Here is a 23777-nt window from a genome sequence, read left to right on the forward strand (position 1 = left end):
TCATGGCGAAGAAGGCGCAGGGCTGCTAGCTTTAAAACAGGTTCCGGCGAAAACGAGGAGGGTCTGATGAAGTTGATCGGCAGTTATACCAGCCCGTATGTGCGAAAGATTTCGGTGATGTTGCTGGAAAAGGGCATCCCGTTTGATTTCATCAACGACACGCCCCACGAACCGGACTGCAAAATTACCCGGTTCAATCCTCTCGGAAAAGTCCCCGCGCTGGTCACCGACGACGGCGAAGTTTTCTATGATTCCCCGATCATTGTGCAGTTCATCGAGCTGATGAATGTCGCGCCGACGCTTTTGCCGTGGCAGCCGCTGGACGCCCTGCGCGTGAAGCAAATCGAAGCTCTGGCCGATGGCGTCACCGATGCCGCTGTGGCGCTGGTGATGGAAGGGCGGCGCGATGCCGACAAGCGTAACGAAGCCTGGATTTTGCGTCAGCGGGAAAAACTGCTGCGCGGGCTGGATGCGCTGGAAAGCCATGCCGCAAAGCGCACGTTGCTTAACGGCGAAAGCCTGAATGTGGCTGATATCGCCGTCGCCTGCTGTCTGGGCTACCTCAACTTCCGGCGTATCGCGCCGGGCTGGTGTGTCGGGCATCCTGAGCTGATCAAACTGGTCGAGCGCCTGTTCCAGCGCGAGAGTTTTGCGCGCACCACACCACCGGGGAGTGGTAACGTCAGCGTTGCAGCAAAAAAGGTGTGAAGCTGCTCGAAGAGTTCTCTTTACATCCCGCCTGAGAGACACCCACCGCCTACGCTTTATGCAGCGTTCTGCTAAAACCTGCTGCATAAAGGAGTTCCATCATGGCTTATGATAAAAATCCTCATGCCGTCAAACCGGAAGAATACGGTTTCCCGCTCAAACTCAAAAAACAATACGACAATTTCATTGGCGGTGAATGGGTCGCGCCGGTGAAAAATGAATATTACGACAACCTGACGCCGGTAACCGGCGAAGTGCTGTGCAAAGTTGCCAGCTCCGGCACCGAAGACGTCGATCTGGCGCTGGATGCCGCCCATAAAGCCAAAGACGAATGGGGCAAAATGCCGGTGCAGCAGCGGGCAAATCTGTTGCTGAAAGTCGCCGATCGCATGGAACAAAACATCGAACTGCTGGCAAATGCTGAAACCTGGGATAACGGTAAACCGATCCGCGAAACCAGCGGCGCTGACGTGCCGTTAGCCATCGACCACTTCCGTTATTTCGCCTCCTGCGTGCGTGCTCAGGAAGGCGGGATCAGCGAAATCGACAGCGAAACTGTCGCCTATCATTTCCACGAACCGCTGGGCGTGGTGGCGCAAATCATCCCGTGGAACTTCCCGCTGCTGATGGCCTGCTGGAAAATGGCACCGGCGCTGGCGGCAGGTAACTGCATCGTGCTCAAACCGGCCAAACTGACGCCGCTTTCCGTCCTGCTGCTGATGGAGCTGGTGCAGGATATCCTGCCTGCCGGGGTCATCAACGTGGTCAACGGCGCGGGCGGGGAAATCGGCGAATATCTGGCGACGTCCAAACGCATCGCGAAAGTGGCGTTTACCGGTTCGACGGAAGTCGGCCAGCAAATTGCCGGTTATGCCGCACAAAACCTGATCCCGGCGACGCTGGAACTGGGCGGCAAATCGCCGAATATCTTCTTCGCGGATGTGATGGATAAAGAGGACGAATTCTTCGACAAAGCGCTGGAAGGCTTTGCGCTGTTCGCCTTCAATCAGGGCGAAGTCTGTACCTGTCCGAGCCGCGCGCTGGTGCAGGAGTCGATCTACGAACGCTTTATGGAACGCGCCATCAAACGCGTCGAAGCCATCAAAACCGGTAACCCGCTGGATATCGAAACCCAGATGGGCGCGCAGGTATCTGCCGGACAGATGAAAACCATTCTGGATTACATCGAAATCGGGAAGCAAGAGGGCGCGGAAGTGCTGACCGGCGGCGCGAAGAAAAAACTCGAAGGCTCGCTGAACGAGGGTTATTACCTGCAACCGACAATTTTGCTGGGTAAAAACAACATGCGTGTTTTCCAGGAAGAAATTTTCGGACCGGTGCTGGCGGTAACCACCTTCAAAGACATGGATGAGGCGCTGCAAATCGCCAACGATACGGCGTACGGATTAGGGGCGGGCGTCTGGAGCCGTGACGGCAACGTGGCGTATCACATGGGGCGTAACATTCAGGCAGGCCGTGTCTGGACCAACTGCTACCACGCCTATCCGGCGCACGCGGCATTCGGTGGCTACAAACAGTCCGGTATCGGGCGTGAAACCCACAAGATGATGCTGGATCACTATCAGCAAACCAAGTGCCTGCTGGTGAGTTATTCGAGTAAACCGATGGGGCTTTTCTGATTCTGAGTTGCCATTAATACCCCACCCCAGCCCTCCCCTTCGCAGGGGAGGGAGCAGGTCGGTGCTTTTACTCCTCCCCCTGCGAAGGGGGAGGCGGGGAGGGGGTTTTGCAGACGACTCAGATCGAATCACACCACGCTGTTCGGCGGCAGAACCACCTGACGGCTGCGCAGGAACACCGCGACCAGCGCCAGCCAGGCGAGGCCGCTTAACAGGTTGAACATGTTGAACATCCCCGCGCCGCCTTCGACGTAAGCCACTTTTGCCAGCTCAATGCCCAGCGTGAAGATCAACATACTGATGACGCCCATCGCGGCGGAGACTGTGCCTTTGCTCATGTCGCTGGAGAACAGCGTCAGGCGGTACAAACCGGCATTCGCCACACCAATCCCGAAGGCATACAGGCTCAGACCGGCAGTCATCCACAAATACGCATGGGCGGAAACCAGCGTGGCCGCCGCGGCGATCAGCAGACCGGCCACCATCGGGCCTGCACCCAGCTTAATCAGGTATTCGACGGTGCGTTTGCCGGACAGGCGCGCCAGCGTCACGTTACCGATGATCAGCGCGCCGAAAATCGGCACCTGCAACAGGCCGTAATCGTAGGCCGCTAAGCCTTCGCCACTGATTAAAATCACCGGCGACTGCGCAATCCATGTCAGCAGCGGCAGGCTGGCAAAACCAATCGCCAGTGCGCCGCACAGGAACTGGCGGTTTTTCAGCACGTGTTTGTAATCGCGCAGCAGACTCGGCATGGAGAAGGGTTCGCCCAGACGGGAAGCGGTCTCCGGCATCGATTTCCACAAGCCCCACAACGCAATCGCGGCGAGCACGGCGAAAATCACAAACATCGACTGCCACGGCGCAACGTGGATCAGCGCCGCACCGGCCAGCGGACCGAGCAGTGGCGCAATCAGGGCGACGTTGGCCATCATGGCGGTGATTTTGATACACACCGATTCCTCGAAGGATTCCTGTATCGCGGCATAGCCGACGGCGCCAATAAAGCACAGGCTGATGCCCTGCAGGAAACGCATCACCATAAACTGCTCGATGTTTTGTGCGAACAAAATCGCCAGACAGGTGATGATGAAAAAGCTGACGCCCGCCAGCATCACCGGACGACGCCCGCGCCGGTCGGACAGCGGTCCGAGCAGCCATTGCAGGAACATGCCGCCTGCCAGATACGCGGTCATGGATGTCGGCACCCATTCTTCCCCGGCATTAAAATTAGCCACGACGGCCAGCATGCCGGGTTGGATCATATCGTTGCCGATATAGGTCGCAAACTCGAACAGCACCAGGCACAGAGGGAACAAAAGCGCCTGCCGCCCCAGAAGGGACGCAGTATTTGGAGAATTATGCATTTTTAGTTATTCACAGACGTAAGGCTAATCGGTTGAAAATTAGCAGAAAATAAGAGACTGTCCGGGCGGGTTTCGCAGGCGAGGCAGTAATGCTGGCTATTTTGCCGATTATTTGAGCGCAACGCAATCTTCCGATTCACCTTCAGCACAATCTGAGATCGGCACTTTTACCTTGTTTGCCGTTCAAAAGCTGGCTAGGCTGCAAACACCCCATCGATAAGAAGGAAATTGCCGGGAATGAGCCAAAAAATCAGCTGGATTGACAACCTGCGCGCGCTCGCCTGCATGATGGTGGTGATGATCCACGCCAGCACGTCGCTGGTGGTCAATTTCGCTGCGGTGCATACGGCTGAATGGACGGTGGCAAACCTGCTTAATTCCGCGTCACGGGTCTGTGTGCCGCTGTTCTTTATGATTTCCGGTGCGTTGTTCTTTGGCGAAAAGAGCGCGCAAAAACGGCATTTCCTGCGCGTCACGTTATGCCTGCTGTTCTACAGCGCTGTCTCGCTTCTCTATATCCTCACGATGACAAAAATCGGATTTTGGCCATCTTTGCGTCTGATGCTGGAAAAACCGGTGTTTTATCATCTTTGGTTCTTCTACGCGATCATCGTGATTTACCTGCTTTCCCCGCTGATTAACGTTAAGGCCGTCCCGGGAAAATACGTACTGATCGCGGGAATGTTGCTCGGTGTGCTGGCGAATCCGCAGCTTCCTGAGGTGACATGGCAGAAAATCCACCTTCTGCCACTGGATTTGTACATCAGCGGCGATACCTTCTACTACGTCCTTTATGCCCTGATGGGGCGCGCCATCAGCCAGCTTAATACCGGGAGAACGGCGGTCACGCTGGCGGCTGGCGGCCTGTTTATCCTCAGCACCCTGGCGATTGCCACGGGCACCTACCGGCAGATGCAGATTAACCAGAATTTCGCCGATACCTTCTACGTCTACAGCGGCCCGCTGGTGTTTATCTCCGCCATATCGCTGTTTCTGGCGTTCAAAAATGCGCTGACACAGCGCATCCTGCCGGGATTTGCGCTGATCTCACGTCATTCACTGGCGATCTACGGATTTCATGCGTTAATCATCATCGGCCTGCGCAGCCAGCATCTCGACTTCCCGCAATTCCCGCTGCTGAACATCATCTGGCTGTTTATCTGCGGACTGGGCTGCGGTTTATTACTGGCAATGGCGCTGGGGAAAATAGACCGAAGGAACTGGGTGAGCTGAAAGCAAGATTGATTATTTATACGCGTCATGAATAATCGCGCATTATATTATCAATATAATATTCTTATTTTATTCATCCGTCCTGCCACGATTAATCTATTTTATTATCTTTGTCATTTTGTTCCGGATATTATTTCGCTTCCTTTTTTCAGGCGAACTATCATGACATTCTGGCTGCCCTTTGAAATAAACGGTGTAATTTATGCGCTTGATCACCTCCGGGCGTCGACCATCATTGCTGTCAGGCCAGCCAGTGACAATTTCCCTGCCCGTCAGTTACGTATTTTTGTTGTCTACACGGATCATTGTTTCACAGCGCATCAGGCTGAGTCAGAATTGTGGGTTTATCCGCAGGCTCCCGGAAAACATCAGCGATATTTTTGCCCGGAACGTTATTCTTATTCGTTTCGCTTACCGGAGCTTATAAGGAAACTGATCAATGAAAATGCTTTATTAGGGCGAACGTTACATCAGCATTATGAAACATTTTATTATCTGGAAGAACATTACATGGGTGTGGATTATTGTTTGTTTTTCGAAATAACAAAAAATAAACATCCGGCAAACGATATACGATTAAAAGTGATGACCAGTTACCCGAGAGAGAAATGGGCTGGCCCGGTTGGCGTAAATGGAAGATTCAGTTTTTGGCATATTTTTGATGCGAGGATGAAAGGCATTAAATTGCCAACAAGGCGCAGATAACAAAAAAGCGACACTGGGTCGCTTTTTTGTTTTTTTACAGCTTCAGGCGGAGGTCTTTAGATTTTCATCTTATCGCGGCACGGCCAGCGGCCTTTAGAGGCAGACACCGACGTACTGTTTAGCGTAGCTATTCAGTCCCACAAACCGTCAGTGGGTAAAATTTTACTCATTTGTTGCTCAACTTGCAATCTGCCTTGTGCCTAACGCCACCGCTCCTGCGCCCGTCTGAACTGCCTTGCTGACGAGAATCCGGCGGCGAGTGCGGCTTTTTCGATCCCCGCGCCTTGTTGCAGGCGTTGTTGTGCGACGGCGATGCGCAGTTGTTCGTGGTAATCGCGCACGCTGATCCCCAGATGCTGGCGGAACAAACGGGTGAGGTGGCGGCCGCTGATGTGCGCTTTGGCGGCGACATCTTCCACCTGCCAGGCGGATTCCGGTTCGGCGGCCATCAGGTTTTGCGCGCGGTGCACGGCAGGGTGCAGGTGATTGCGGTAACGCAGCCACGGAGAAAGCTGCGGGTCATCACCGCCACGGCGGAAATACACCACCATTTCGCGGGCGACATCCAGCGCGGCCTGCGCGCCCAGATGTGTGGCGATCAGATGCAGCGCCAGATCGATACCGGCACTGATACCGGCGCTGGTCAGCACCGAACGGTCTTCGACAAATATCCGGTTATCTTTTACCTGCGCGGCGGGTACCTGCTGGCGTAAACGGTCGATCACGTCGTGGTGCGTGGTGCACTGATAGCCATCGAGCAGCCCGGCTTTTCCGGCCAGCAGGCTGCCGGAACAGATGCAGACTAACGTTAAACTCCCCGCCTCAATGGCGCTTTTCTGCTGACGCAGCCAGTCGCAGGCGGTCAGCGCCACCGGCGAGGTAAAGTTTTCGGCGGATTCGGCGACGCCGGGCATGATCAGAATACTGCCTGCGGGCAGACCTTGCGGGAGTGGCTGCAAATGGCTGACCGTCAGGCCTGTCGACATCATCACTTCCGGCTGCGGCCCGATGTAGTGCAGCCGGAACTGACCGCTCAGGCGCAGCGCTTCAGCCGGACCGGTCAGATCCAGCGACATCACGCCGGGGAGCGTCACAAAGTAGACATTTCGCTGCATCGTGTTTCATCCGTCCGCAGGGGAAAACGCTATCTTCACACAGCGCGGTCGAGTTCCGCCAGCGCACCGCTCACGTCGGTCACGGTGGCAAAGCGGTCGGCGAGCACCAGTTCGGTACGCAATTTGATCTCCTGCGCGCTCAGTGTGACGCCGCTGGCGTGGGTCATCGGGAAGGTCAGTGTCGCTTCGGTCACGAAAGTCACTGTGTAGCCCAGGTCGGAGGCCACGCGTGCCGTGGTTTCGCAGCACTGTTCGGTGCGTGTTCCGGCGATGATCAGATGCGTGATGCCTTTTTCACGCAGCCAGCCGTCGAGGCCGGATTCTGTCAGGGCGTTATGCACGTGTTTATGCACGACATGTTGCGGCTGATGGGTGAGGAAAGACATCGGTGTCACCAGGCCGGAATCCAGCGAAAACACGCCATCCGGATTGACGTGAAATACGTCGATGACCGGCACGTTGCGGGTCTGACAGCCGTCGATCAGGCGGGTTAACGCGTCGCTGAACGCCGGTAAATCTTCCTGCTGCCAGAAGTCTTTATGTTCGAAGGAACGCTGAACGTCGATATTTAACAGGGCGCTGTGTGTCATTTCCGGACTCCATCTGTTGAGTGTGAAGTCAGTGTGCGCCTGAATTAAGATGAGATGAATGCCAAAAACGGACAGGATACTGACCGGGGCGGACGACCTGCGCCATCCGCCATCGGTTCTGTTTTTTGATCAAAGTTTCTGATCGGCGCGCCAGTGGTGATAATCGATATGATCGGCCTGGAAATTGGTGGCTTCGGCATTGCCGGTCAGGCGGTAAGCCAGCTGGAATGCGAAATCAAACGCCAGCCCCAGCCCTTTGCCGCTGAGCAAATTGCCGTCTTCCACAAAGGACTGATTGACGTAAACGCCGTCTTTCACGTCTTTGTATAAATCGCCGGAGCAGACATAGCGGCGGCCTTTCAGCAGGCCATTTCCGCCCAGCACGCGGGCGGCAGCGGAGCACAGCGGGCAAATCAGTTTACCGGCCTCGTCGTGACGGCGGACAAACTCTGCCACTTCTTTGCTGGCCGCCAGCGCCACGGATCCTTCCGGTCCGCCGGGCATCACCACGGCATCGAATAAACGGTCGCCCTGCGCAGACAGCAATTCGTTGGCCTGCATCTGAATGCCGTGATAGGTGCGCAGCGTCTGACTTTTCTGGCAGGCCAGCGTGGTGACCTGAATCTCCAGCCGCTCGAGAATATCGAGCACAATCACCGCTTCGCCTTCTTCAAATCCGTCGGCCAGCAGCAGGGCGACCTGTTTCTTCGCGTTGTCCTTTACCATAATGCAAAAGTCCTCTGAGGATAAAAATCAGAGGACATCATAAAATGAAACGTTGTTTTGATATTGTGAGTGGCGTTGCAGAGTGAACTAGAAAACCAGCTGCACTTTCGACGCTTTGGATTTATCCATCGCGTAGTCCAGTGCTTCCACCAGACTTTCCTGCGGGAATTCCGCCGACAGCAACGGCATCGGATCAACGGTTTTATTCGCCAGCCATTCCACTGCCGTGTTGAATTCTTCAGTGAAGCGGAAGCTGCCGACCCAGTTAATTTCTTTGGCAATCAGCATCATCAGCGGGAATTCATTCACCACCGGCCCCATACCGACCTGCACCAGCGTGCCGCGCGCACGGGTCACTTCCAGACAGCGGCGGATGGAAGACGGATGGCCGGAGGCGTCAAAGGCCACATCGAAAAAGCCTTTCTCCGCCTGATATTCGCTGAAATCACCCTGTGCGGCATCCAGCGCTTTGCTTGCGCCTACCGCCAGTGCCAGCGTGCGGCAACGTTCGCTCGGGTCTGTCACCACGATTTGCGCTGCGCCTTTGGCTTTCGCCGCCAGCACGATCAGGCAGCCAATCGGGCCGACGCCGGAAACAAACACGGTTTTGCCATGAATATCACCCGCCTGATTCACTGCATGAATGGCGACAGCCAGCGGCTCGGCGAACACCATCAGACGGTCGCTGACCTGATTGTCGTAAGGAATGCACTGGTCGCTGTCGACAATTTTATATTGTGTGAACGCGCCGTTGATGTGCGGAAAGTACATCGCGCTGCCGAAGAATTTCATGGTGGTGCACTGGTTTTCGTCGCCGGACAGGCAATATTTGCAGGCCTTGCATGGCTTACTCGGATTCAGCGCCACTTTCTGACCGGGCTGCAAACGCGGGTTGTCGGATTTCTCCACTACACCCACCACTTCATGGCCCAGCACCATTGCCTCGCGCACTTTGAAATCACCGACGGCACCGTGTTCGTAATAATGCAGATCGGAACCACAGATGCCGCCACGGGTGATTTTCACCAGCGTGCCCTGGCCGGTGTAGTCGAGGGTCTGGTTGATCACTGAAACGTCTTTTTTCCCGGTCACGACACAAGATTGCGTGCTGATAGTCATGGAATTCTCGCTCTTTAAAGGGCCTGATTGCGCCCAGTAAAGAGGGTTTACCCGCCGGAAAATGTGACCGTCGTCACTTTGTGCCGTGTTACGAAAACCTGTTACCCATAACTTGAACGCACTCAACCTTTCCCGGCGGAGTTATCACGGTTTCGCGCCGGAATGCTGAGGATCAGATGCGTGATCACACCGCCCGCCAGCCCCCAAAATGCTGAGCCGACGCCCAGCAGCGTGACGCCGGACGCGGTGATCAGAAATGTAATGATCGCCGCATCGCGCTGTTTTTCGTTTTCCAGAGCGCGGTACAGGCTGCCCGCAATGGTGCCGAGTAACGCCAGCCCGGCGATGGTGTGGATCAGCGCCTCCGGCAGCGCGGTAAAGACCATGCCGATCGAGCCACCAAACACGCCCGCGATCAGATAGAAAATGCCTGCCGCGACGGCAGCCATATAGCGTTTTTTCGGATCAGGATGAATATCTTCACCCATGCAGATCGCGGCGGTAATGGCGGCGATACAGACGGTAAAACCGCCGAACGGCGCTAAAACTAACGCCGTCAGCGCGGTCCAGGAAATCAGCGGGGAAACGGGCAGGTGATAGCCGTGGGCTTTCAGCGTGGCGATCCCCGGCGCATTTTGCGAGGCCATGGTGACGACAAAAAACGGAATGCCGATGCCGATCATCGACGAAAGCGTGAAATGCGGCATCACAAACGCCGGTGCCGCGAAGGTCAGTGTCTGGCCGTGCAGCGCAATATCGCCCTGTAAACCGGCGACAATCAGGCCGGCGGCCAGCGCGAGCACCACCGCATAGCGCGGCAGGGCGCGTTTCGCCAGCAGATACACCAGACACATGCTGCCCGCGAGGGCGAAATGACTTTGCAGCGAGGTAAACGCGTTCAGCCCGAAACGCAGCAGAATGCCGCCGAGCATGGCGGCCGAAAGTGCCTGCGGAATGTAATGCATCAGCCGGGCGAACAGGCCGGTCACGCCGCACAGCAGAATCAGCCCGGTGGCAAACACAAACACACCAATGGCGTCATTCAGCGAGGTGCCGGGCAGGCTGGTGACCAGCAACGCCGCGCCGGGCGTGGACCAGGCGGTCACTACCGGCGTGCGGTAATACAGCGAAAGACCGATGCTGGTGACGCCCATGCCCAGCCCCAGCATACTCAGCCAGCCGCCAATCTGTGCGACGCTGGCACCCGCCGCTTCCGCCGCCTGAAAGATAATCGCCGCCGAGCTGGTATATCCGACTAAAACCGCCACAAATCCGGCGATCACCGCCGAAAAGGTAAGATCCTGCACACTGAAACGCGAAGCCATGGGTGAAAATCCTTCTGGTTACCGGCCACTGGCGGTATGCTGTTGTGCGTTATAGCGCACATTCGATGCGCTCAAGATATCACTGTGCGTTATAACGCACAATCGCGATGAACGATCATCGTCGCAGAGGAGACACAATGCAGGAACTCACCCGCCATATTGGCAGCCAGCTGAAGGCCGTGCGCAGCCAGCGCGGCTGGAGCCTCAGCCAGACGGCTGAACACACCGGTGTCAGCAAGGCGATGCTCGGACAAATTGAGCGTGGCGAATCCAGCCCGACGGTGGCAACGCTGTGGAAAATCGCCAGCGGGCTGAATGTCTCGTTTTCAGAATTTCTCGAAACCCCGCCCGCGCAGTCGGCGGCGTTGCATCGGCATGGCCTGCTGACCACGTTCGACAGCGCGACCTCGGGGATGCGCGTGGTGCCGCTGTTTCCTTATGACGCCACGCTGCGGATGGACATGTTTGTGATCGATCTCGAGCCGGGCGGATGCAGCGAATCCACACCGCATGAAGCGGGCGTGATTGAGCATGTGATTGTGATCGACGGGGAACTGACGCTGACCGTTGATGGCGTGACGCGCCTTCTCCGCGCCGGTGAGGCGCTGCGTTTTGTCGCCGATTGCCCGCACGGATACCGCAACGACAGCGGGCATTCCGTGCGTTTCCACGACCTGATACATTATCCGCAGTCACGCCCGTAACCTTTTCATTTCCTGAGGAGAATGACCCGATGAGCCAGCCGCACGATGTGGTGATCCGTCCGTTAACCCCCGCTGATCGCGACAGCTGGGAAGTGTTATGGCGCGATTATCTGGATTTTTATCAGTCAACGCTCGATCCGGCGCAGTTCGATTACACCTTCCGGCGGTTATCGCAGCCTGATTATGCCGATATGTTTGGCTATGTGGCTGAACATCAGGGAAAACTGGTGGGGCTGGTGAACTGTATCAATCACGATCACGGCTGGCATATGCAGCAGGTGGTGTATTTGCAGGATTTATACGTCGATGACGCCGCGCGAAAACTGGGGATCGGGCAAAAACTGATTGAAGCGGTGTACGCTTACGCCGACGAGAATCAGAAAGCCAATGTGTACTGGACGACGAAAACCACTAACCATACGGCCCGCAAATTGTATGACCGTATTGGTACGCTGACTGACTTTATTAAGTATCAGCGCTAAAGCGGTTTGCGCATATTCATTTTGGTGGTGACGTAACCCAGGCTGGCGTACAACGCCTGCGCACCGGGGTTGCTGGCGAACACATTCAGCTCAATTGCCACACTCCCGAGATCGCGCAGGCGGTCTTCCATCAACCGAAATGCCGCAGCGGCATGGCCCTGACGGCGAAATTGCGGGAAGACCGTCAGCTCATACACAAACGCGCTGCGCACGCCGTAGCGTTCCACGTTCGCGAACCACAGATAGCCTGCCGTTTCGCTGTGTTCTTCTGCGCGGATTTCATAAAGATAATTGTCCGGCGTATCGATGCCCTGTGGCAACGCGCTTTGCGTCGAACTTCGCGCGCGTTCCAGCGCGGTATCCGCCCGCCACAGACCGGCGGTCACGTTCTCTTCGGCATAATCCTTCGCCAGTTGTTCGGCAAATTCTACATAAAATCCGGCACTCATGGGCACTAAAACGGTCATCATTTCCCTCTGATTTACTGACTGGTTTCCGCCTTTTTATACGGCGTGACATAGCATTCGCTGATGGTGGTTGAATGGCTTTCAACCTGCGTGATGATGTAGCCCTTATCGGTCAGCGCGACGGAGCTGTAAGGGGTTTCATTGTGCTTATCGGCGATCACCTCTTCGAAAGACTGAATGATTTTGGCTTTCTCATTCGCCCGCGCCGGATCATCCAGCCCGTCTACCTTGATCATCGCCTGCTTGAACTGATTACTGAACGCGGTTTTCCCCGCCCGGCTTTCGATCACCGCTTTGATGTTAACCGTGATGTCATTGCCGAGCAAAAACAACGTATTGCTCTGGTAAACCAGCACATTTTTACGCTTCGCGACCACAAAGCCGTTCTCAATGACTTTCATCTTGCTGTTGTTGGCGTACGTCACGTCATCAAGGCAGATGGTTTTATCCCCGATCTTAAACTGGCTGAAACGCGCTTTGATTTCTTTCGGTGTGGAAGCAGCCTGCGAACAGAGCGGCGCGAGCAGCAGAAGTGGTAAGAACCATGACTTCATAGGAGTTTCCTGAACAGGTGCTGAATCAGCCGACATAACAGCAGTATAGGGAGAGCGGCGCAGGATGCGAACGTTTATCTTTACGGGACGGTTTTTTACCGTTTTGGCTATAGCTTCTCCGCCTGTTGCCGATAATTCAGACGATAACGGAATTCCCGCTTCTGCCGGGCCAGCATCAGGGACAGATTATCCGCGTTATTTCATCGTGAGTTTTCACTGTACGTTTTTCTGTTCCGGGGTAGTTTTATGAGTCATATGCAGGCGCTTTCACCGGCGGCCAGAGCTGACCGCCAATGCCACCAAAATTGCCGGTAAGGGTGACAGCATCATGACGGATGTTGTCGGTATTATGGGCGATATTGACGACAGTTCGCGGCGTATCTCTGAGATCACGTCCGTGATTAATGGCATTGCATTCCAGACTAACATTCTGGCGCTGAACGCCGCGGTTGAAGCCGCGCGTGCAGGTGAGCAGGGGAGCAGATCGCGTTTTTGCTCCTCCCCCTGCGAAGGGGGAGGTGGGGAGGGGGTATTAAAGCGTTCTCTGAACGAGTTTTTAACGACACCCCCCGCTTTCTGCGCTATGTTTTTCTTCCTTTTGCTTTATTTTTTCAGGAGATTTCCATGAGCCAGCCTTCACTGATTTTGTACTCTGATGCTGATTTTTTCAGTCCATACGTGATGTCTGCTTTTGTGGCGCTGACTGAAAAGGGCATTCCGTTTGAACTGGAAACGGTCAGCCTGGCAGATGCGGAGAACCTGAAAGAAACCTATTCGGCGCTGTCCATGACCCGTCGCGTTCCGACGCTGACCAACGGCACCTTTGTGTTATCCGAATCGTCGGCGATTGATGAGTACGTTGAAGCGCTTTTCCCGGCGCCGACGTTTCCGGCTATCTATCCGGCCGATCCGGAAAATCGCGCTAAAGCGCGTGAAGTGCAGGCGTGGCTGCGCAGTGATCTGATGCCGATCCGTGAGGAGCGTTCGACAGAAGTGGTGTTTGCCGGCGCAAAACGCCCGGCACTCAGTGAAAAAGGGCAGCAGGCAGCCGAAAAACTGTATGCCGCCGCAGAGCGTTTGCTGGGGGATAAAGAACATTTATTTGGCGAATGGAGTATTGCGGATGTCGATCTGGCGCTGATGCTCAACCGTCTGCATCTGAACGGTGATGTGATGCCGGAAAAACTGGCCGCTTACGCAGAAGCGCAATGGCAGCGGCCATCGGTTAAGGAATGGCTGGCGCTTTCAGCCTAAGGTTTTGGTCAGAAAAAACCGGGTATGCGTCGAGGGCGCATCGTCCGGCGCGCGGGTATCGGCGATGTAATCTTCCAGCGCCATCTGCATGTGATAGCCCATACGTTCGTAGAAAGGCCGCGCCTGAAAACTGAATGTATCGACCAGCGAATACCGGCAGCCCCGCGCTTTGGCTTCTTCTTCCGCTTCTGTTATCAGCTGCGTGCCGACATCCTGTCCACGCAGCGATTCATCCACCCACAGCATCTGAATGTACATCCACTTGCCGACCGTTTCCGCCACAATGCCCGCCTGTTTGTTACCCTGTTCATCTTCCACAAAAATACCTAATGCGCGGAATTTCGATTGCGGGACAAAGTTTCTGTTGAAATTACGCAGTGCCGTTTTGATCTCCTCGAGATCGTTTTCGGTCGGGGCATGGCTGAGACGGGTCTTCATGACAGGATTCCTTTTATCGTTAACGTTTTGTCGTGGCGAGTCGTACTGCAAAGGCAAGAAAAACGGTGCCAGTTAAGCGATCAAGCGTTCTGACCACTGCGGGGCGGCGCAACCAGCGCGATAACGGCCGCGTGGCGGAAATCATGGTGATGGACCAGAGTGTGCCGATCACGGCGTGCATGGCGGCGAGCCCAAAAATATAAGGCCCGACCGGATAGCCGGTAGCGACAAACTGCGGCAGGAAAGAAACATAAAATACGCCGACTTTCGGGTTCAGCACATTGCCAAACAATCCCCTTATGAACGGAGAATTGCCGATGCGCAACACTTTCCCGCTGCCCTCCGGCGCGGACATGTTCATTTCGCTCCGCGGTTTGAGCAGCATCTGCAAACCGAGCCAGGCCAGATAAGCTGCGCCGGTCCACTTAAGCAGTGTAAATGCCATTTCAGACGCCGCAAGAACCGCGCCTAAGCCGAGCGCCACCATCGCGCCCCAGATAAGACAGCCGGTACTGATGCCAAATGCTGACAATAATGCTTTTTTGCTGCCCTGACTGGCCGCCGTGCGCAGAACCAATGCGGTATCCAGGCCCGGTGTCAGCGTTAAAATTCCGGCAGCAAGTGCATAAGAAAGGAGAGATTCGGTAACGGTCATGGCTTTTCCTGATGAGCGAAAAAACCAGAATAGTGAACAGGATGGGAGAGTTGCAATCGCGAATTTAAACGAAATTCGGCATAAAAATACTGGCAAATAAAAAAGCCTGTGGAAGTCGGGCTTCCACAGGCTTTTCAGAGGGTTTTTCGCAGGCGATTATTTGTAGATTTCAGCGTCAGCGTGCAGTTTGTTGTTACCGGTCACGGAGATGATGCGGTAAGAAGAGGCACCGGCTTCTTTCGCTTGTTGAGACAGTTTCGCTTCCAGGCCGCCGATTGTGGTGGAGTTGGCTGCGGAAATCACACCGATTTTTTGCATGTCGCCGGAAGGCTGAGTGATCTGCTCTGCCGCGAAGCTACCGAAAGAAATCAGAGAGAGGGTGGCAGCTACAGCAAAAATTTTGACGTTTTTCATGATGATTCATCCATTCAGGTTATGAGAGTGAAAGGTGGTTGCCTTTCGATGAATGTATAATAGGCCTGTCTGGCGGAGATGAAAAACGGATTGATTTGAGTATCTCATTCAAAATATTTGGTCTACTTTTTACGCAGTTTTACGTGCGAATGCGGGTAGCTGACGTAACCGCATTCGTGCTGACACAGCCTGAAATTGCCTTAGATTTCTCTGCGTTTTTCTTCCTTCCTGCTGATTTTGGGCGGTTTTGTAGAATCGGTGCTAGACTTTGATTGCAGTTCAAGAAGAGGGGCGTTCGTGTAAAACACACGTTCTGCTCGCAGAGCGCGAAACGTTCTGCTTTTGTTTGGCTGACTTGGCTGAACAATATTCACGGTAACGGAAATTTATTCGGAGGAGTCGAAAATGGGAATTTTATCCTGGATTATCTTTGGTCTGATTGCAGGTATTCTGGCTAAGTGGATCATGCCTGGCAAAGATGGCGGCGGATTTATTCTGACCGTAGTCCTGGGTGTTGTAGGTGCCGTCGTGGGCGGGTACATCAGTACGTTCTTCGGTTTTGGTCGCGTTGACGGATTCAACTTCGGCAGCTTCGTTGTCGCCGTGATTGGTGCGATCGTCGTACTGTTTATCTACCGTAAAGTCAGAAGCTAAGGTATCGACCTTAGGTTGAGATGTGAAAAGCCGCGCAGGTCGCGGCTTTTTTTGTCTGTGAATCACTCCACCGGCGACGTCGGCAGCCGCACGATGTCCTGATTTTCATTGCCCATCCAGTACACGCCTTCCTTCGCCCAGAACGGTCCTTCGATAAAATCGAGCAGGTCAGAATACTCCTCGTAAAACTGTTTGCCGTCGCGGTTGTAGACACGCATATAGCCGGAATAATGCCCGCCGTCGCCCGGCATGGTCATGCGCGGGATAAATTCAAACGTCTTGTACTCACGCACCACATACTCTTTATTCGGACTCCACTGCTCCGAAACCAGCTTCCCCTGTTTCCACCACTGATGGCCTGCGGCGATCACCGCCATCAGCACCGCCAGCACGACCCAGCGTTTACGCTGACGCACCAGGGCTTCCTGACTTTTGATTTTTGGCATTAACTTCACTCTGCATTTTTACGCGGACGTCCGCCTTTTTTGCCGTTTACCCTGCTGGCATTGGCTTTCGCAGCACTGCGCATCGCGCCATTAACCGATGCCACAATTTTTTGTAAATCACTGGCATCAAAAAGAATTTTTGCCAGCAACCCTGGCAGATAGATATCCACATCGCATGCCGGAACACGCAATGCTTTACTGAAACCATCCACTTCAGCGGTGTTCAGCTGCTCCTGAGTGGCGTGCTGAAGTTCTGCTATCAAATCAATATTAATCAGATAGCCCACGCCATTACCGTGCATGATCATAAAGGCATGTTGCTCCGGACGATAGTCGACAGAAACAGGGCGGGAAGGGTCGCTGGCCGTTTGCTCCCCGCGTTTTAATGCCGCTTCAAATCGTGTCATTGGTGCCATGGATCTTCTCCCATTCAGCATTGAGCGTGACGATATTTGCTTCCAGATAACGGAACAAACCTTTGATCTCCGCGAACGTGCCGACACCATAGATTTCCATGGTATCGAAGTTAAGTGAATGACGGTCAAAAGCCATTTTGATTCTTTGATCTCCGCGCCGGAGATGTACATGACGGGGCAGATGATCATGGCTGTACACCATAATCAGCCATCCTGAAAAACGCAGAATTGTGGGCATGAGTTTATCCATAAACCTAGCAGTTAGGTTTATGGTAGGCCTGACGGGGGGAATAAGCGAGCGTTACTTTATCAGCGGGCTAAATCGCCACCAGACCCCGCACGCCTTCGGCTTCCATTTCGTCGCCACGGCCGCGTTTGACGATGCTGCCGCGTGACATCACCAGATAGCTGTCGGCCAGTTCGGCGGCGAAATCGTAGAATTGTTCGACCAGCAGGATCGCCATGTCACCCCGTGCGGCGAGCTGTTTGATCACCGCGCCGATTTCCTTAATCACCGACGGCTGAATGCCTTCGGTCGGTTCGTCGAGGATCAGCAGGCTGGGTTTACAGGCCAGCGCGCGGCCAATGGCCAGTTGTTGTTGCTGGCCGCCGGACAAGTCCCCGCCCCGGCGATGTTTCATTTCCAGCAGGATCGGGAACAGGTGGTAGATTTCATCCGGCACCTGTTTTGCGTGGCTGCCGGAAAATCGCGACAGACCCATCAGCAGATTTTCTTCGACGGTCAGGCGCGGAAAAATTTCGCGACCCTGCGGGACATAGGCGATGCCCGCCTGCACGCGCTGGTGCGGTTTGCGGCTGTTGATCACCTGATCCTGCCAGCGGATGGTGCCGGATTTGGCCGGGATCAGCCCCATCAGGCATTTCAGCAGCGTGGTTTTTCCCACGCCGTTGCGCCCGAGCAGACAGGTCACTTCACCGATTTTTGCCTCAAAAGACAGGCCGCGCAGAATGTGGCTGCCGCCGTAAAACTGATTCAGTTCATTTACCTGCAACATAATACGATCCCTCAGCGCCCTAAATACACGTCGATAACCTGCTCGTTGGCCTGCACGTCACGCAGCGACCCTTCGGCCAGTACCTGACCCTGATGCAGTACCGTCACGTGGTCGGCGATGGTTTCCACAAAGCCCATATCGTGTTCGACCACCATCAGTGAATGTTTGCCCGCCAGTTGTTTGAACAGCTCGGCGGTGTATTCGGTTTCGGCGTCGGTCATGCCCGCTGCCGGTTCGTCGAGCAGTAATAAATGCGGTTCCTGCACCAGCAACATGCCGATCTCCAGAAACTGTTTCTGCCCATGCGAAAGCAGGCCCGCCGGACGATGCCGTTCCGCCGCCAGACGCAGCGTGCCGAGCATGTCATCAATGCGGTCGCGCTGCTCGCTGTTCATTTTGGCGCGCAGACAGGCCCATACGGATTTATTGGTTTTCTGCGCGATTTCCAGATTCTCGAACACGGTCAGCGCCTCAAACACCGTCGGTTTCTGGAATTTGCGCCCGATGCCGGACTGCGCGATGCGCACCGGATCCAGTTTGGTCAGATCGGTGCGCTGATCGTAAAAAACGCGCCCGCTTTGCGGTTTGGTTTTGCCGGTGATCACGTCCATCAGCGTGGTTTTCCCCGCGCCGTTCGGGCCGATGACGCAGCGTAATTCGCCGACGCCGATGTTCAGCGACAAATTGGTCAGCGCCTTAAATCCGTCAAAGCTGACGTTAATGTTTTCCAGCTGCAAAATCGGATCGGTTTGTTCACGGTGCCTGTCCGCCAGATGTGGCTGGGTAAACAGGTCTTCGGTCATGGTCATCGGACTCATCAGGATTTCCTCTTGCGCAGCAGGCCAATCACGCCTTGCGGCAGGAACAGCGTCACCAGAATAAACATGCCGCCGAGCACAAACTGCCAGTATTCGGGGATGGCGACCGTGAACCAGCTTTTCGCGCCGTTGACTATGCCTGCGCCAATAATCGGGCCGATCAGTGTGCCGCGGCCGCCGAGCGCCACCCAGATGGCGGCTTCGATGGAGTTGGTCGGCGACATTTCGCCCGGGTTGATAATCCCGACCTGCGGCACGTACAACGCGCCCGCCAGGCCGCACAACATGGCGGAAATCGTCCAGACAAACAGCTTGAAACCTTTCGGATCGTAGCCGCAGAAAATCAGCCGGTTTTCAGCGTCGCGCACGGCGGTCAGCACGCGGCCATATTTACTGCGTGCCAGCGCAAAACCGAGCGCCAGACTGGCGACCAGCACCAGAACCGTGGCTAAAAACAGTCCCACGCGGGTGCTGGTGGCGGTGACCGGAAAGCCGAGCAGGGTGGTGAAACCGGTGAAGCCGTTGTTGCCGCCGAACCCGGTTTCATTGCGGAAAAATAGCAACATACCGGCGTAGGTCAGCGCCTGCGTCATGATCGAGAAATAGACGCCTTTGATTTTTGAGCGGAAAGCAAAGTAGCCGAACACAAACGCCAGCGCACCGGGCACCAGCACGATCAGGCACAGCGCCCAGGCAAAATGCTGCGTGCCCGCCCAGAACCACGGCAGTTCAGTCCATGAGAGGAACGACATAAAATCCGGCAGCCCGCTGCCTGCCGCCTGCCGCATTAAATACATGCCCATCGCATAACCGCCGAGGGCGAAAAACAGCCCGTGGCCGAGCGACAGCAAACCGGCGTAGCCCCACACCAGATCGAGTGCGATCGCCACGATCGCATAACAGAGGATCTTACCGATCAATGTCAGCGTGTAGGTGGAGATCGCCAGCGGATTTGTGGCGGGTAATAACGCCAGAAACGGCATCACAATCAGGATGATGAGCACCAGCGTGCCCACCGAAATCGCAATCTTCGGCGCTTTTTGTACGCCGGTAATCGTCAGAGGCTGGCTCATCAGTCAATCACCCTGCCTTTGAAGGCGAAGAGTCCCTGAGGACGTTTCTGGATAAACAGGATAATCAGCGCGAGGATCAGGATTTTCCCCAGTACCGCACCGATTTCCGGCTCAAGAATTTTGTTCACAATGCCCAGACCAAAGGCCGCCACCACGGTGCCCGCCAGTTGTCCGACGCCGCCGAGTACCACCACCAGGAAGGAGTCGATGATGTAACCCTGACCGAGTTCCGGGCCGACATTGCTTAGCTGCGACAGCGCGACGCCGCCCAGACCGGCAATGCCGGAACCGAGGCCGAACGCCAGCATATCGACGCGACCGGTCGGCACGCCGCAACAGGCCGCCATCGCGCGGTTTTGCGTCACGGCACGCACGTTCATGCCAAGGCGCGTTTTATTGAGCAGCAGCCAGGTCAGGCCGAGCACCAGCAGTACGAAGATGATCACCGCGATGCGGTTGTACGGCAGCACCAGATTCGGCAACAGCTGAATGCCGCCGGAGAGCCAGCCGGGGTTCGCCACTTCAACGTTCTGCGCACCAAACAGCACGCGCACGCCCTGGATCAGGATCAGGCTGATGCCCCAGGTTGCCAGCAGGGTTTCCAGCGGACGCCCGTATAAATGGCGGATCACCGTGCGCTCCAGCGCCATGCCGATCCCGGCGGTAATGAAAAAGGCCACCGGCAGCGCGACCAGCGGATACAGCGCCAGCAACCCCGGCGCGTAGTGCTGAAACAGCGACTGCACCATGTAGGTGGAGTAAGAGCCGAGCATGAGCATTTCGCCGTGCGCCATGTTAATCACGCCCAGCAAACCGTAAGTGATCGCCAGCCCCAGCGCGGCCAGCAGCAGAATCGAGCCGAGGGATAAACCGGTAAAAGCCTGTCCGAGCAGATCGCCGATTAACAGGCGATGTTGTATCGCTTTCAGGCTGGCGAGCGCGGCATTGCGCACCGTGGCATCGGCTTCCGTTTGCGGATCAGTCAGACTTTGCAGACGGCCTTGCGTGTCCGGGTCGCCCGACGTGCCGAGCAGTTCAACAGCTTTCAGGCGTACCTGCGGGCTGGCATCGGCCAGCTGTAAATTCGCCAGCGCGATGGAAAGGGCGTCGTGCACTGTGCTGTCTTTTTCCAGTTCAAGACGATGGGTCAGCAGCGGCAACTGATCGGCCTGCGCTTCACGCTGTAAAGCTCTGGCGGCCTGCAAACGGACGGCGCTGTCGGTGCTCACCAGACGGTGCGCGGAAAGCGCATTGGCAATCAGAATGCGCAGGCGGTTGTTCAGCCAGACTTTTTTGGTGTCACCCTGCGGTTTGACGTCGCCTTCCAGCGGCGTCAGCTGATCGCCATTGCGGATGAATGCGTGTTTCGCTTCATCGATGACGACGTTTTCCTGCTTCAGCGCCTCAAGCAGCGGCAACCTTTCCGGCTGCGGATCCGCCGCCCATTGCTGTAATAACGTGGCCTGCTGGCTGCGGCTGGCGGCAGCAAAGTCATTCGCCGCCCCCGCCTCGGCCAGCAACGGAAGGCAACAAAGCAGGAAAAGCAGTGATCGGATGAGGATTCTCATAATGTTCTCGCCGCATAAAGTTGATGCTGGTTTGCTCCTCCCCCTGCGAAGGGGGAGGAGTGAAAGGCGCCGATCTGCTCCCTCCCCTGCGAAGGGGAGGGCTGGGGTGGGGTATGAATGGCGACTCAGTGTCAAAAAACCCACACCCCATCCCAGCCTTCCCCTCGTGAGAGGGGAAGGAGCTTAATCAGTTACTGGCTGTTTTCACCGGGGTATCTGGCTTTTTATCGTTACCCGCGATGTATGGGCTCCACGGCTGGGCGCGGATCGGTTTGTCGGTCTGCCAGACCACGTTGAACTGACCGTTGGATTCGATTTCGCCGATCATTACCGGTTTGTGCAGGTGATGATTGGTTTTATCCATGGTCAGCGTAAAGCCGGACGGCGCAGCGAAGGTCTGCCCGGCCATGGCGGCGCGGACTTTATCCACATCCGTCGTGCCCGCTTTTTCCACCGCCTGCGCCCACATATGGATGCCGACATAGGTCGCTTCCATCGGGTCGTTGGTGACGGCGGTATCGGCATTTGGCAGTTTGTGTGCCTTAGCGTAAGCCTTCCATTCGGCGACGAATTTCTTGTTAGTCGGGTTATCGACAGACTGGAAGTAGTTCCACGCCGCGAGGTCACCGACCAGCGGTTTGGTGTCGATACCGCGCAGTTCTTCTTCGCCGACGGAGAACGCCACCACCGGCACATCCGTCGCTTTCACGCCCTGATTCGCCAGTTCTTTGTAGAACGGCACGTTGGAATCGCCGTTGATGGTGGAGATCACGGCGGTCTTGCCGCCTGCGGAGAATTTCTTAATGTTGGAAACGATGGTCTGATAATCGCTGTAACCGAACGGCGTATAGACTTCTTCGATGTCGCTGTCTTTCACGCCTTTCGAATGCAGGAAGGCGCGCAGGATTTTGTTGGTGGTGCGCGGATAGACGTAGTCAGTGCCGAGCAGGAAGAAGCGTTTGGCCGCGCCACCGTCTTCGCTCATCAGATATTCCACCGCCGGAATGGCCTGCTGGTTAGGCGCGGCACCGGTATAGAACACGTTTGGCGACATCTCTTCGCCTTCGTACTGCACCGGATAGAACAGCAGGCCGTTCAGTTCTTCAAACACCGGCAGCACGGATTTACGCGACACCGACGTCCAGCAGCCGAACACCACCGCGACTTTATCCTGCGTCAGCAACTGACGGGCTTTCTCGGCGAACAGCGGCCAGTTTGAGGCCGGATCGACCACCACCGGCTCCAGCTTTTTACCCAGTACGCCGCCTTTGGCGTTGATGTCGTCAATGGTCATCAGCGCGATGTCTTTCAGCGGGGTTTCCGAAATGGCCATGGTGCCGGAAAGCGAATGCATGATACCGACTTTGATGGTGTCGGCCGCCTGCGCGCTCCAGGCTAAACCCATGCTGACTACGGTGGCGGAAAGAGCAAAGGCTTTAATAAAACGTCGACGTTGCATAGATGAATCCTCTGTAAAATTGCTGTGATGTAAATAGGTTAAGAGAACACTGTTATGGTGAAAGTCGAAAAAACATTTAAAAAAGTCATGACGGGTGGCCCTCGTCACTCTCCGCCCGCGCCCGGTGCAGCATATGCAAAGTAATTTTGCGCACCTCGGCTTTACTGACGGCAATGTGGTCGTGTAACTGGCGCTGCGCCTCCTCAGTGTGTTGTTGGATGATGGCGAGCAAAATGCTCGCGTGTTCTTTATAGGTGGCGTTCACACGCTCACCTTTGGTGAAATCCAGCCGCCGGATGATGCGGATTTTCTCCGTCAGCTCACGGTGGATACGCGCCATTTCGGCGTTTCCGGCTGCCGCCACCAGCGTCATGTGAAACTCTTCGTCATAACGCGACACCAGCTGACCCTCCGCCAGTTGCGGCTGATCGACCCAGAAGGCTTTCAGTTCCGCCAGTTGCAGCGGCTGAGCGGCTGGCGGCAGCGCACACAGACGCTTTACCGCTTCCAGTTCCAGCACGATACGCAGGTCATACAGTTGCTCGAAAAAATCGAAATCGAACGGGCGAACCTGCCAGCCGCTGCGGAAAAACACTTCGACGTAGCCTTCGTGCTCCAGCCAGAACAGCGCCTGACGCACCGGGGTGCGGCTGACGTCCATACGGTCGGCGATGTCGTTTTCGCTGAACCGGTCGCCCGGCAGCAGGCGGAAACTGAAAATGTCGTCTTTCAGTTGCTGATAAATCCGTTCCGCCAGCCCTTCCGGGCGGTTTTTACTGCGTGAAGATTTCGGGTCCGTCAGTTGCATAAAATATTCCCCTGGATGTTTAA

At 55.6% G+C, this 23777-nt stretch carries 27 protein-coding genes and 2 pseudogenes; 9 read left to right on the forward strand and 20 right to left on the reverse strand.

The genetic code is table 11. The features are described 5' to 3' along the window. Positions 1 to 66 precede the first annotated feature (66 nt). Both EDF78_RS10195 and EDF78_RS10200 read left to right on the forward strand, forming a co-directional pair. Positions 67 to 708, forward strand: a complete 642-nt coding sequence (locus tag EDF78_RS10195) for a glutathione S-transferase (protein ID WP_095923985.1) — start codon at positions 67 to 69, stop codon at positions 706 to 708. 101 nt (positions 709 to 809) lie between these two features. Further along, positions 810 to 2348, forward strand: a complete 1539-nt coding sequence (locus tag EDF78_RS10200; protein ID WP_095923984.1) for an aldehyde dehydrogenase family protein — start codon at positions 810 to 812, stop codon at positions 2346 to 2348. 128 nt (positions 2349 to 2476) lie between these two features. Here EDF78_RS10200 and EDF78_RS10205 read toward each other — a convergent pair whose 3' ends face one another. Beyond that, complete coding sequence (locus EDF78_RS10205; RefSeq protein WP_095923983.1) at positions 2477 to 3715, reverse strand: MFS transporter; 1239 nt, start codon at positions 3713 to 3715, stop codon at positions 2477 to 2479. A gap of 237 nt (positions 3716 to 3952) precedes the next feature. Between EDF78_RS10205 and EDF78_RS10210 the strand changes: the two genes are divergently transcribed. Both EDF78_RS10210 and EDF78_RS10215 read left to right on the forward strand, forming a co-directional pair. Beyond that, positions 3953 to 4948 (forward strand): acyltransferase, encoded by a 996-nt coding sequence (locus EDF78_RS10210; RefSeq protein ID WP_133823033.1) that lies wholly within the window; start codon positions 3953 to 3955, stop codon positions 4946 to 4948. A 162-nt stretch (positions 4949 to 5110) separates the two neighbouring features. Beyond that, positions 5111 to 5653 (forward strand): hypothetical protein, encoded by a 543-nt coding sequence (locus EDF78_RS10215; RefSeq protein WP_133823034.1) that lies wholly within the window; start codon positions 5111 to 5113, stop codon positions 5651 to 5653. A 200-nt stretch (positions 5654 to 5853) separates the two neighbouring features. Here the strand turns inward: EDF78_RS10215 and EDF78_RS10220 are convergent, their stop codons facing one another. The 5 genes and pseudogenes from EDF78_RS10220 to EDF78_RS10240 all read right to left on the reverse strand — a co-directional run bounded on the left by EDF78_RS10220 (position 5854) and on the right by EDF78_RS10240 (position 10528). Further along, on the reverse strand, positions 5854 to 6768 hold the full coding sequence (locus EDF78_RS10220; RefSeq protein WP_095923981.1) for a helix-turn-helix domain-containing protein: 915 nt from the start codon (positions 6766 to 6768) through the stop codon (positions 5854 to 5856). Positions 6769 to 6815: 47 nt separating this feature from the next. Then, a pseudogene (locus EDF78_RS10225) lies at positions 6816 to 7358 on the reverse strand (isochorismatase family protein); the annotation flags it as partial. 129 nt (positions 7359 to 7487) lie between these two features. After that, on the reverse strand, positions 7488 to 8084 hold the full coding sequence (locus EDF78_RS10230; protein ID WP_095923979.1) for a DJ-1/PfpI family protein: 597 nt from the start codon (positions 8082 to 8084) through the stop codon (positions 7488 to 7490). 87 nt (positions 8085 to 8171) lie between these two features. Then, positions 8172 to 9203 (reverse strand): L-idonate 5-dehydrogenase, encoded by a 1032-nt coding sequence (idnD, locus tag EDF78_RS10235; protein ID WP_133823035.1) that lies wholly within the window; start codon positions 9201 to 9203, stop codon positions 8172 to 8174. A 122-nt stretch (positions 9204 to 9325) separates the two neighbouring features. Beyond that, positions 9326 to 10528, reverse strand: a complete 1203-nt coding sequence (locus EDF78_RS10240; protein WP_133823036.1) for a benzoate/H(+) symporter BenE family transporter — start codon at positions 10526 to 10528, stop codon at positions 9326 to 9328. Between the two features lie 137 nt (positions 10529 to 10665). On the opposite strand from EDF78_RS10240, the gene EDF78_RS10245 reads away from it, so the two are divergent. Both EDF78_RS10245 and EDF78_RS10250 read left to right on the forward strand, forming a co-directional pair. Then, positions 10666 to 11232: an XRE family transcriptional regulator gene (locus tag EDF78_RS10245; RefSeq protein ID WP_133823037.1), complete on the forward strand. Its 567-nt coding sequence runs from the start codon at positions 10666 to 10668 to the stop codon at positions 11230 to 11232. A gap of 29 nt (positions 11233 to 11261) precedes the next feature. Next, a complete protein-coding gene (locus EDF78_RS10250; protein WP_133823038.1) occupies positions 11262 to 11714 on the forward strand; it encodes a GNAT family N-acetyltransferase in 453 nt (150 codons plus the stop codon). Here EDF78_RS10250 and EDF78_RS10255 read toward each other — a convergent pair. Both EDF78_RS10255 and EDF78_RS10260 read right to left on the reverse strand, forming a co-directional pair. Continuing rightward, positions 11711 to 12184 carry a GNAT family N-acetyltransferase gene (locus tag EDF78_RS10255; RefSeq protein ID WP_243839442.1) on the reverse strand — a complete coding sequence of 158 codons (474 nt, stop codon included), beginning with the start codon at positions 12182 to 12184 and terminating at the stop codon, positions 11711 to 11713. The genes EDF78_RS10250 and EDF78_RS10255 overlap by 4 nt on opposite strands. An 11-nt stretch (positions 12185 to 12195) precedes the next feature. Then, on the reverse strand, positions 12196 to 12735 hold the full coding sequence (locus EDF78_RS10260; protein WP_095923973.1) for a hypothetical protein: 540 nt from the start codon (positions 12733 to 12735) through the stop codon (positions 12196 to 12198). Between the two features lie 283 nt (positions 12736 to 13018). Here EDF78_RS10260 and EDF78_RS25765 point away from each other — a divergent pair. Beyond that, a pseudogene (locus EDF78_RS25765) lies at positions 13019 to 13213 on the forward strand (methyl-accepting chemotaxis protein); the annotation flags it as partial. A gap of 146 nt (positions 13214 to 13359) precedes the next feature. Next, the gene (yfcF, locus tag EDF78_RS10270; protein WP_095923972.1) at positions 13360 to 13989 is read left to right on the forward strand and encodes a glutathione transferase; all 630 of its coding nucleotides are present in this window, start codon (positions 13360 to 13362) and stop codon (positions 13987 to 13989) included. Here the strand turns inward: yfcF and EDF78_RS10275 are convergent. The 3 genes from EDF78_RS10275 to EDF78_RS10285 all read right to left on the reverse strand — a co-directional run bounded on the left by EDF78_RS10275 (position 13981) and on the right by EDF78_RS10285 (position 15496). After that, entirely contained in the window at positions 13981 to 14427 is a 447-nt protein-coding gene (locus tag EDF78_RS10275) for a GNAT family N-acetyltransferase (protein WP_095923971.1), read from the reverse strand. The two genes, yfcF and EDF78_RS10275, sit on opposite strands and share 9 nt — an antisense overlap. A 19-nt stretch (positions 14428 to 14446) precedes the next feature. After that, entirely contained in the window at positions 14447 to 15082 is a 636-nt protein-coding gene (locus tag EDF78_RS10280; RefSeq protein ID WP_095923970.1) for a LysE family translocator, read from the reverse strand. Positions 15083 to 15238: 156 nt separating this feature from the next. After that, positions 15239 to 15496 (reverse strand): YdgH/BhsA/McbA-like domain containing protein, encoded by a 258-nt coding sequence (locus EDF78_RS10285; RefSeq protein WP_095923969.1) that lies wholly within the window; start codon positions 15494 to 15496, stop codon positions 15239 to 15241. A gap of 405 nt (positions 15497 to 15901) precedes the next feature. Between EDF78_RS10285 and EDF78_RS10290 the strand changes: the two genes are divergently transcribed. After that, positions 15902 to 16150: a GlsB/YeaQ/YmgE family stress response membrane protein gene (locus tag EDF78_RS10290; protein WP_013573417.1), complete on the forward strand. Its 249-nt coding sequence runs from the start codon at positions 15902 to 15904 to the stop codon at positions 16148 to 16150. Positions 16151 to 16212: 62 nt separating this feature from the next. On the opposite strand, the gene EDF78_RS10295 is transcribed toward EDF78_RS10290, so the two are convergent. From EDF78_RS10295 to EDF78_RS10330, 9 genes are all read right to left on the reverse strand, one after another. Next, complete coding sequence (locus EDF78_RS10295) at positions 16213 to 16596, reverse strand: hypothetical protein (protein ID WP_133823040.1); 384 nt, start codon at positions 16594 to 16596, stop codon at positions 16213 to 16215. Between the two features lie 5 nt (positions 16597 to 16601). Next, a complete protein-coding gene (locus tag EDF78_RS10300; RefSeq protein ID WP_133823041.1) occupies positions 16602 to 17012 on the reverse strand; it encodes a DUF2442 domain-containing protein in 411 nt (136 codons plus the stop codon). Then, positions 16990 to 17148, reverse strand: a complete 159-nt coding sequence (locus EDF78_RS25590; protein WP_166654453.1) for a hypothetical protein — start codon at positions 17146 to 17148, stop codon at positions 16990 to 16992. Before EDF78_RS25590 ends, EDF78_RS10300 begins: the two co-directional genes overlap by 23 nt. A gap of 181 nt (positions 17149 to 17329) precedes the next feature. Further along, complete coding sequence (gene urtE / locus EDF78_RS10305) at positions 17330 to 18028, reverse strand: urea ABC transporter ATP-binding subunit UrtE (protein WP_014333364.1); 699 nt, start codon at positions 18026 to 18028, stop codon at positions 17330 to 17332. An 11-nt stretch (positions 18029 to 18039) separates the two neighbouring features. Next, the gene (urtD, locus tag EDF78_RS10310; RefSeq protein ID WP_095925240.1) at positions 18040 to 18837 is read right to left on the reverse strand and encodes an urea ABC transporter ATP-binding protein UrtD; all 798 of its coding nucleotides are present in this window, start codon (positions 18835 to 18837) and stop codon (positions 18040 to 18042) included. Between the two features lie 8 nt (positions 18838 to 18845). Beyond that, positions 18846 to 19919 carry an urea ABC transporter permease subunit UrtC gene (gene urtC / locus EDF78_RS10315; RefSeq protein WP_133823042.1) on the reverse strand — a complete coding sequence of 358 codons (1074 nt, stop codon included), beginning with the start codon at positions 19917 to 19919 and terminating at the stop codon, positions 18846 to 18848. Beyond that, positions 19919 to 21487 (reverse strand): urea ABC transporter permease subunit UrtB, encoded by a 1569-nt coding sequence (urtB, locus tag EDF78_RS10320; RefSeq protein ID WP_133823043.1) that lies wholly within the window; start codon positions 21485 to 21487, stop codon positions 19919 to 19921. Before urtB ends, urtC begins: the two co-directional genes overlap by 1 nt. A 187-nt stretch (positions 21488 to 21674) precedes the next feature. Further along, the gene (gene urtA, locus EDF78_RS10325) at positions 21675 to 22946 is read right to left on the reverse strand and encodes an urea ABC transporter substrate-binding protein (protein WP_119825515.1); all 1272 of its coding nucleotides are present in this window, start codon (positions 22944 to 22946) and stop codon (positions 21675 to 21677) included. Positions 22947 to 23031: 85 nt separating this feature from the next. Continuing rightward, the gene (locus tag EDF78_RS10330) at positions 23032 to 23754 is read right to left on the reverse strand and encodes a GntR family transcriptional regulator (protein WP_095923964.1); all 723 of its coding nucleotides are present in this window, start codon (positions 23752 to 23754) and stop codon (positions 23032 to 23034) included. Positions 23755 to 23777: the final 23 nt, after the last annotated feature.

This window comes from Rahnella sp. BIGb0236 (genome assembly GCF_004364755.1).
In the GTDB taxonomy this organism is placed as follows: Bacteria; Pseudomonadota; Gammaproteobacteria; order Enterobacterales; family Enterobacteriaceae; genus Rahnella; species Rahnella victoriana.

Coding starts and splice junctions, on each gene's coding strand:
- EDF78_RS10195 (WP_095923985.1), top strand. CDS start 67: ATGAAGTTGATCGGCAGTTATACCAGCCCGTATGTGCGAAAGATTTCG.
- EDF78_RS10200 (WP_095923984.1), top strand. CDS start 810: ATGGCTTATGATAAAAATCCTCATGCCGTCAAACCGGAAGAATACGGT.
- EDF78_RS10205 (WP_095923983.1), bottom strand. CDS start 3,715: ATGCATAATTCTCCAAATACTGCGTCCCTTCTGGGGCGGCAGGCGCTT.
- EDF78_RS10210 (WP_133823033.1), top strand. CDS start 3,953: ATGAGCCAAAAAATCAGCTGGATTGACAACCTGCGCGCGCTCGCCTGC.
- EDF78_RS10215 (WP_133823034.1), top strand. CDS start 5,111: ATGACATTCTGGCTGCCCTTTGAAATAAACGGTGTAATTTATGCGCTT.
- EDF78_RS10220 (WP_095923981.1), bottom strand. CDS start 6,768: ATGCAGCGAAATGTCTACTTTGTGACGCTCCCCGGCGTGATGTCGCTG.
- EDF78_RS10230 (WP_095923979.1), bottom strand. CDS start 8,084: ATGGTAAAGGACAACGCGAAGAAACAGGTCGCCCTGCTGCTGGCCGAC.
- idnD (WP_133823035.1), bottom strand. CDS start 9,203: ATGACTATCAGCACGCAATCTTGTGTCGTGACCGGGAAAAAAGACGTT.
- EDF78_RS10240 (WP_133823036.1), bottom strand. CDS start 10,528: ATGGCTTCGCGTTTCAGTGTGCAGGATCTTACCTTTTCGGCGGTGATC.
- EDF78_RS10245 (WP_133823037.1), top strand. CDS start 10,666: ATGCAGGAACTCACCCGCCATATTGGCAGCCAGCTGAAGGCCGTGCGC.
- EDF78_RS10250 (WP_133823038.1), top strand. CDS start 11,262: ATGAGCCAGCCGCACGATGTGGTGATCCGTCCGTTAACCCCCGCTGAT.
- EDF78_RS10255 (WP_243839442.1), bottom strand. CDS start 12,184: ATGATGACCGTTTTAGTGCCCATGAGTGCCGGATTTTATGTAGAATTT.
- EDF78_RS10260 (WP_095923973.1), bottom strand. CDS start 12,735: ATGAAGTCATGGTTCTTACCACTTCTGCTGCTCGCGCCGCTCTGTTCG.
- yfcF (WP_095923972.1), top strand. CDS start 13,360: ATGAGCCAGCCTTCACTGATTTTGTACTCTGATGCTGATTTTTTCAGT.
- EDF78_RS10275 (WP_095923971.1), bottom strand. CDS start 14,427: ATGAAGACCCGTCTCAGCCATGCCCCGACCGAAAACGATCTCGAGGAG.
- EDF78_RS10280 (WP_095923970.1), bottom strand. CDS start 15,082: ATGACCGTTACCGAATCTCTCCTTTCTTATGCACTTGCTGCCGGAATT.
- EDF78_RS10285 (WP_095923969.1), bottom strand. CDS start 15,496: ATGAAAAACGTCAAAATTTTTGCTGTAGCTGCCACCCTCTCTCTGATT.
- EDF78_RS10290 (WP_013573417.1), top strand. CDS start 15,902: ATGGGAATTTTATCCTGGATTATCTTTGGTCTGATTGCAGGTATTCTG.
- EDF78_RS10295 (WP_133823040.1), bottom strand. CDS start 16,596: ATGCCAAAAATCAAAAGTCAGGAAGCCCTGGTGCGTCAGCGTAAACGC.
- EDF78_RS10300 (WP_133823041.1), bottom strand. CDS start 17,012: ATGGCACCAATGACACGATTTGAAGCGGCATTAAAACGCGGGGAGCAA.
- EDF78_RS25590 (WP_166654453.1), bottom strand. CDS start 17,148: ATGGCTTTTGACCGTCATTCACTTAACTTCGATACCATGGAAATCTAT.
- urtE (WP_014333364.1), bottom strand. CDS start 18,028: ATGTTGCAGGTAAATGAACTGAATCAGTTTTACGGCGGCAGCCACATT.
- urtD (WP_095925240.1), bottom strand. CDS start 18,837: ATGACCATGACCGAAGACCTGTTTACCCAGCCACATCTGGCGGACAGG.
- urtC (WP_133823042.1), bottom strand. CDS start 19,919: ATGAGCCAGCCTCTGACGATTACCGGCGTACAAAAAGCGCCGAAGATT.
- urtB (WP_133823043.1), bottom strand. CDS start 21,487: ATGAGAATCCTCATCCGATCACTGCTTTTCCTGCTTTGTTGCCTTCCG.
- urtA (WP_119825515.1), bottom strand. CDS start 22,946: ATGCAACGTCGACGTTTTATTAAAGCCTTTGCTCTTTCCGCCACCGTA.
- EDF78_RS10330 (WP_095923964.1), bottom strand. CDS start 23,754: ATGCAACTGACGGACCCGAAATCTTCACGCAGTAAAAACCGCCCGGAA.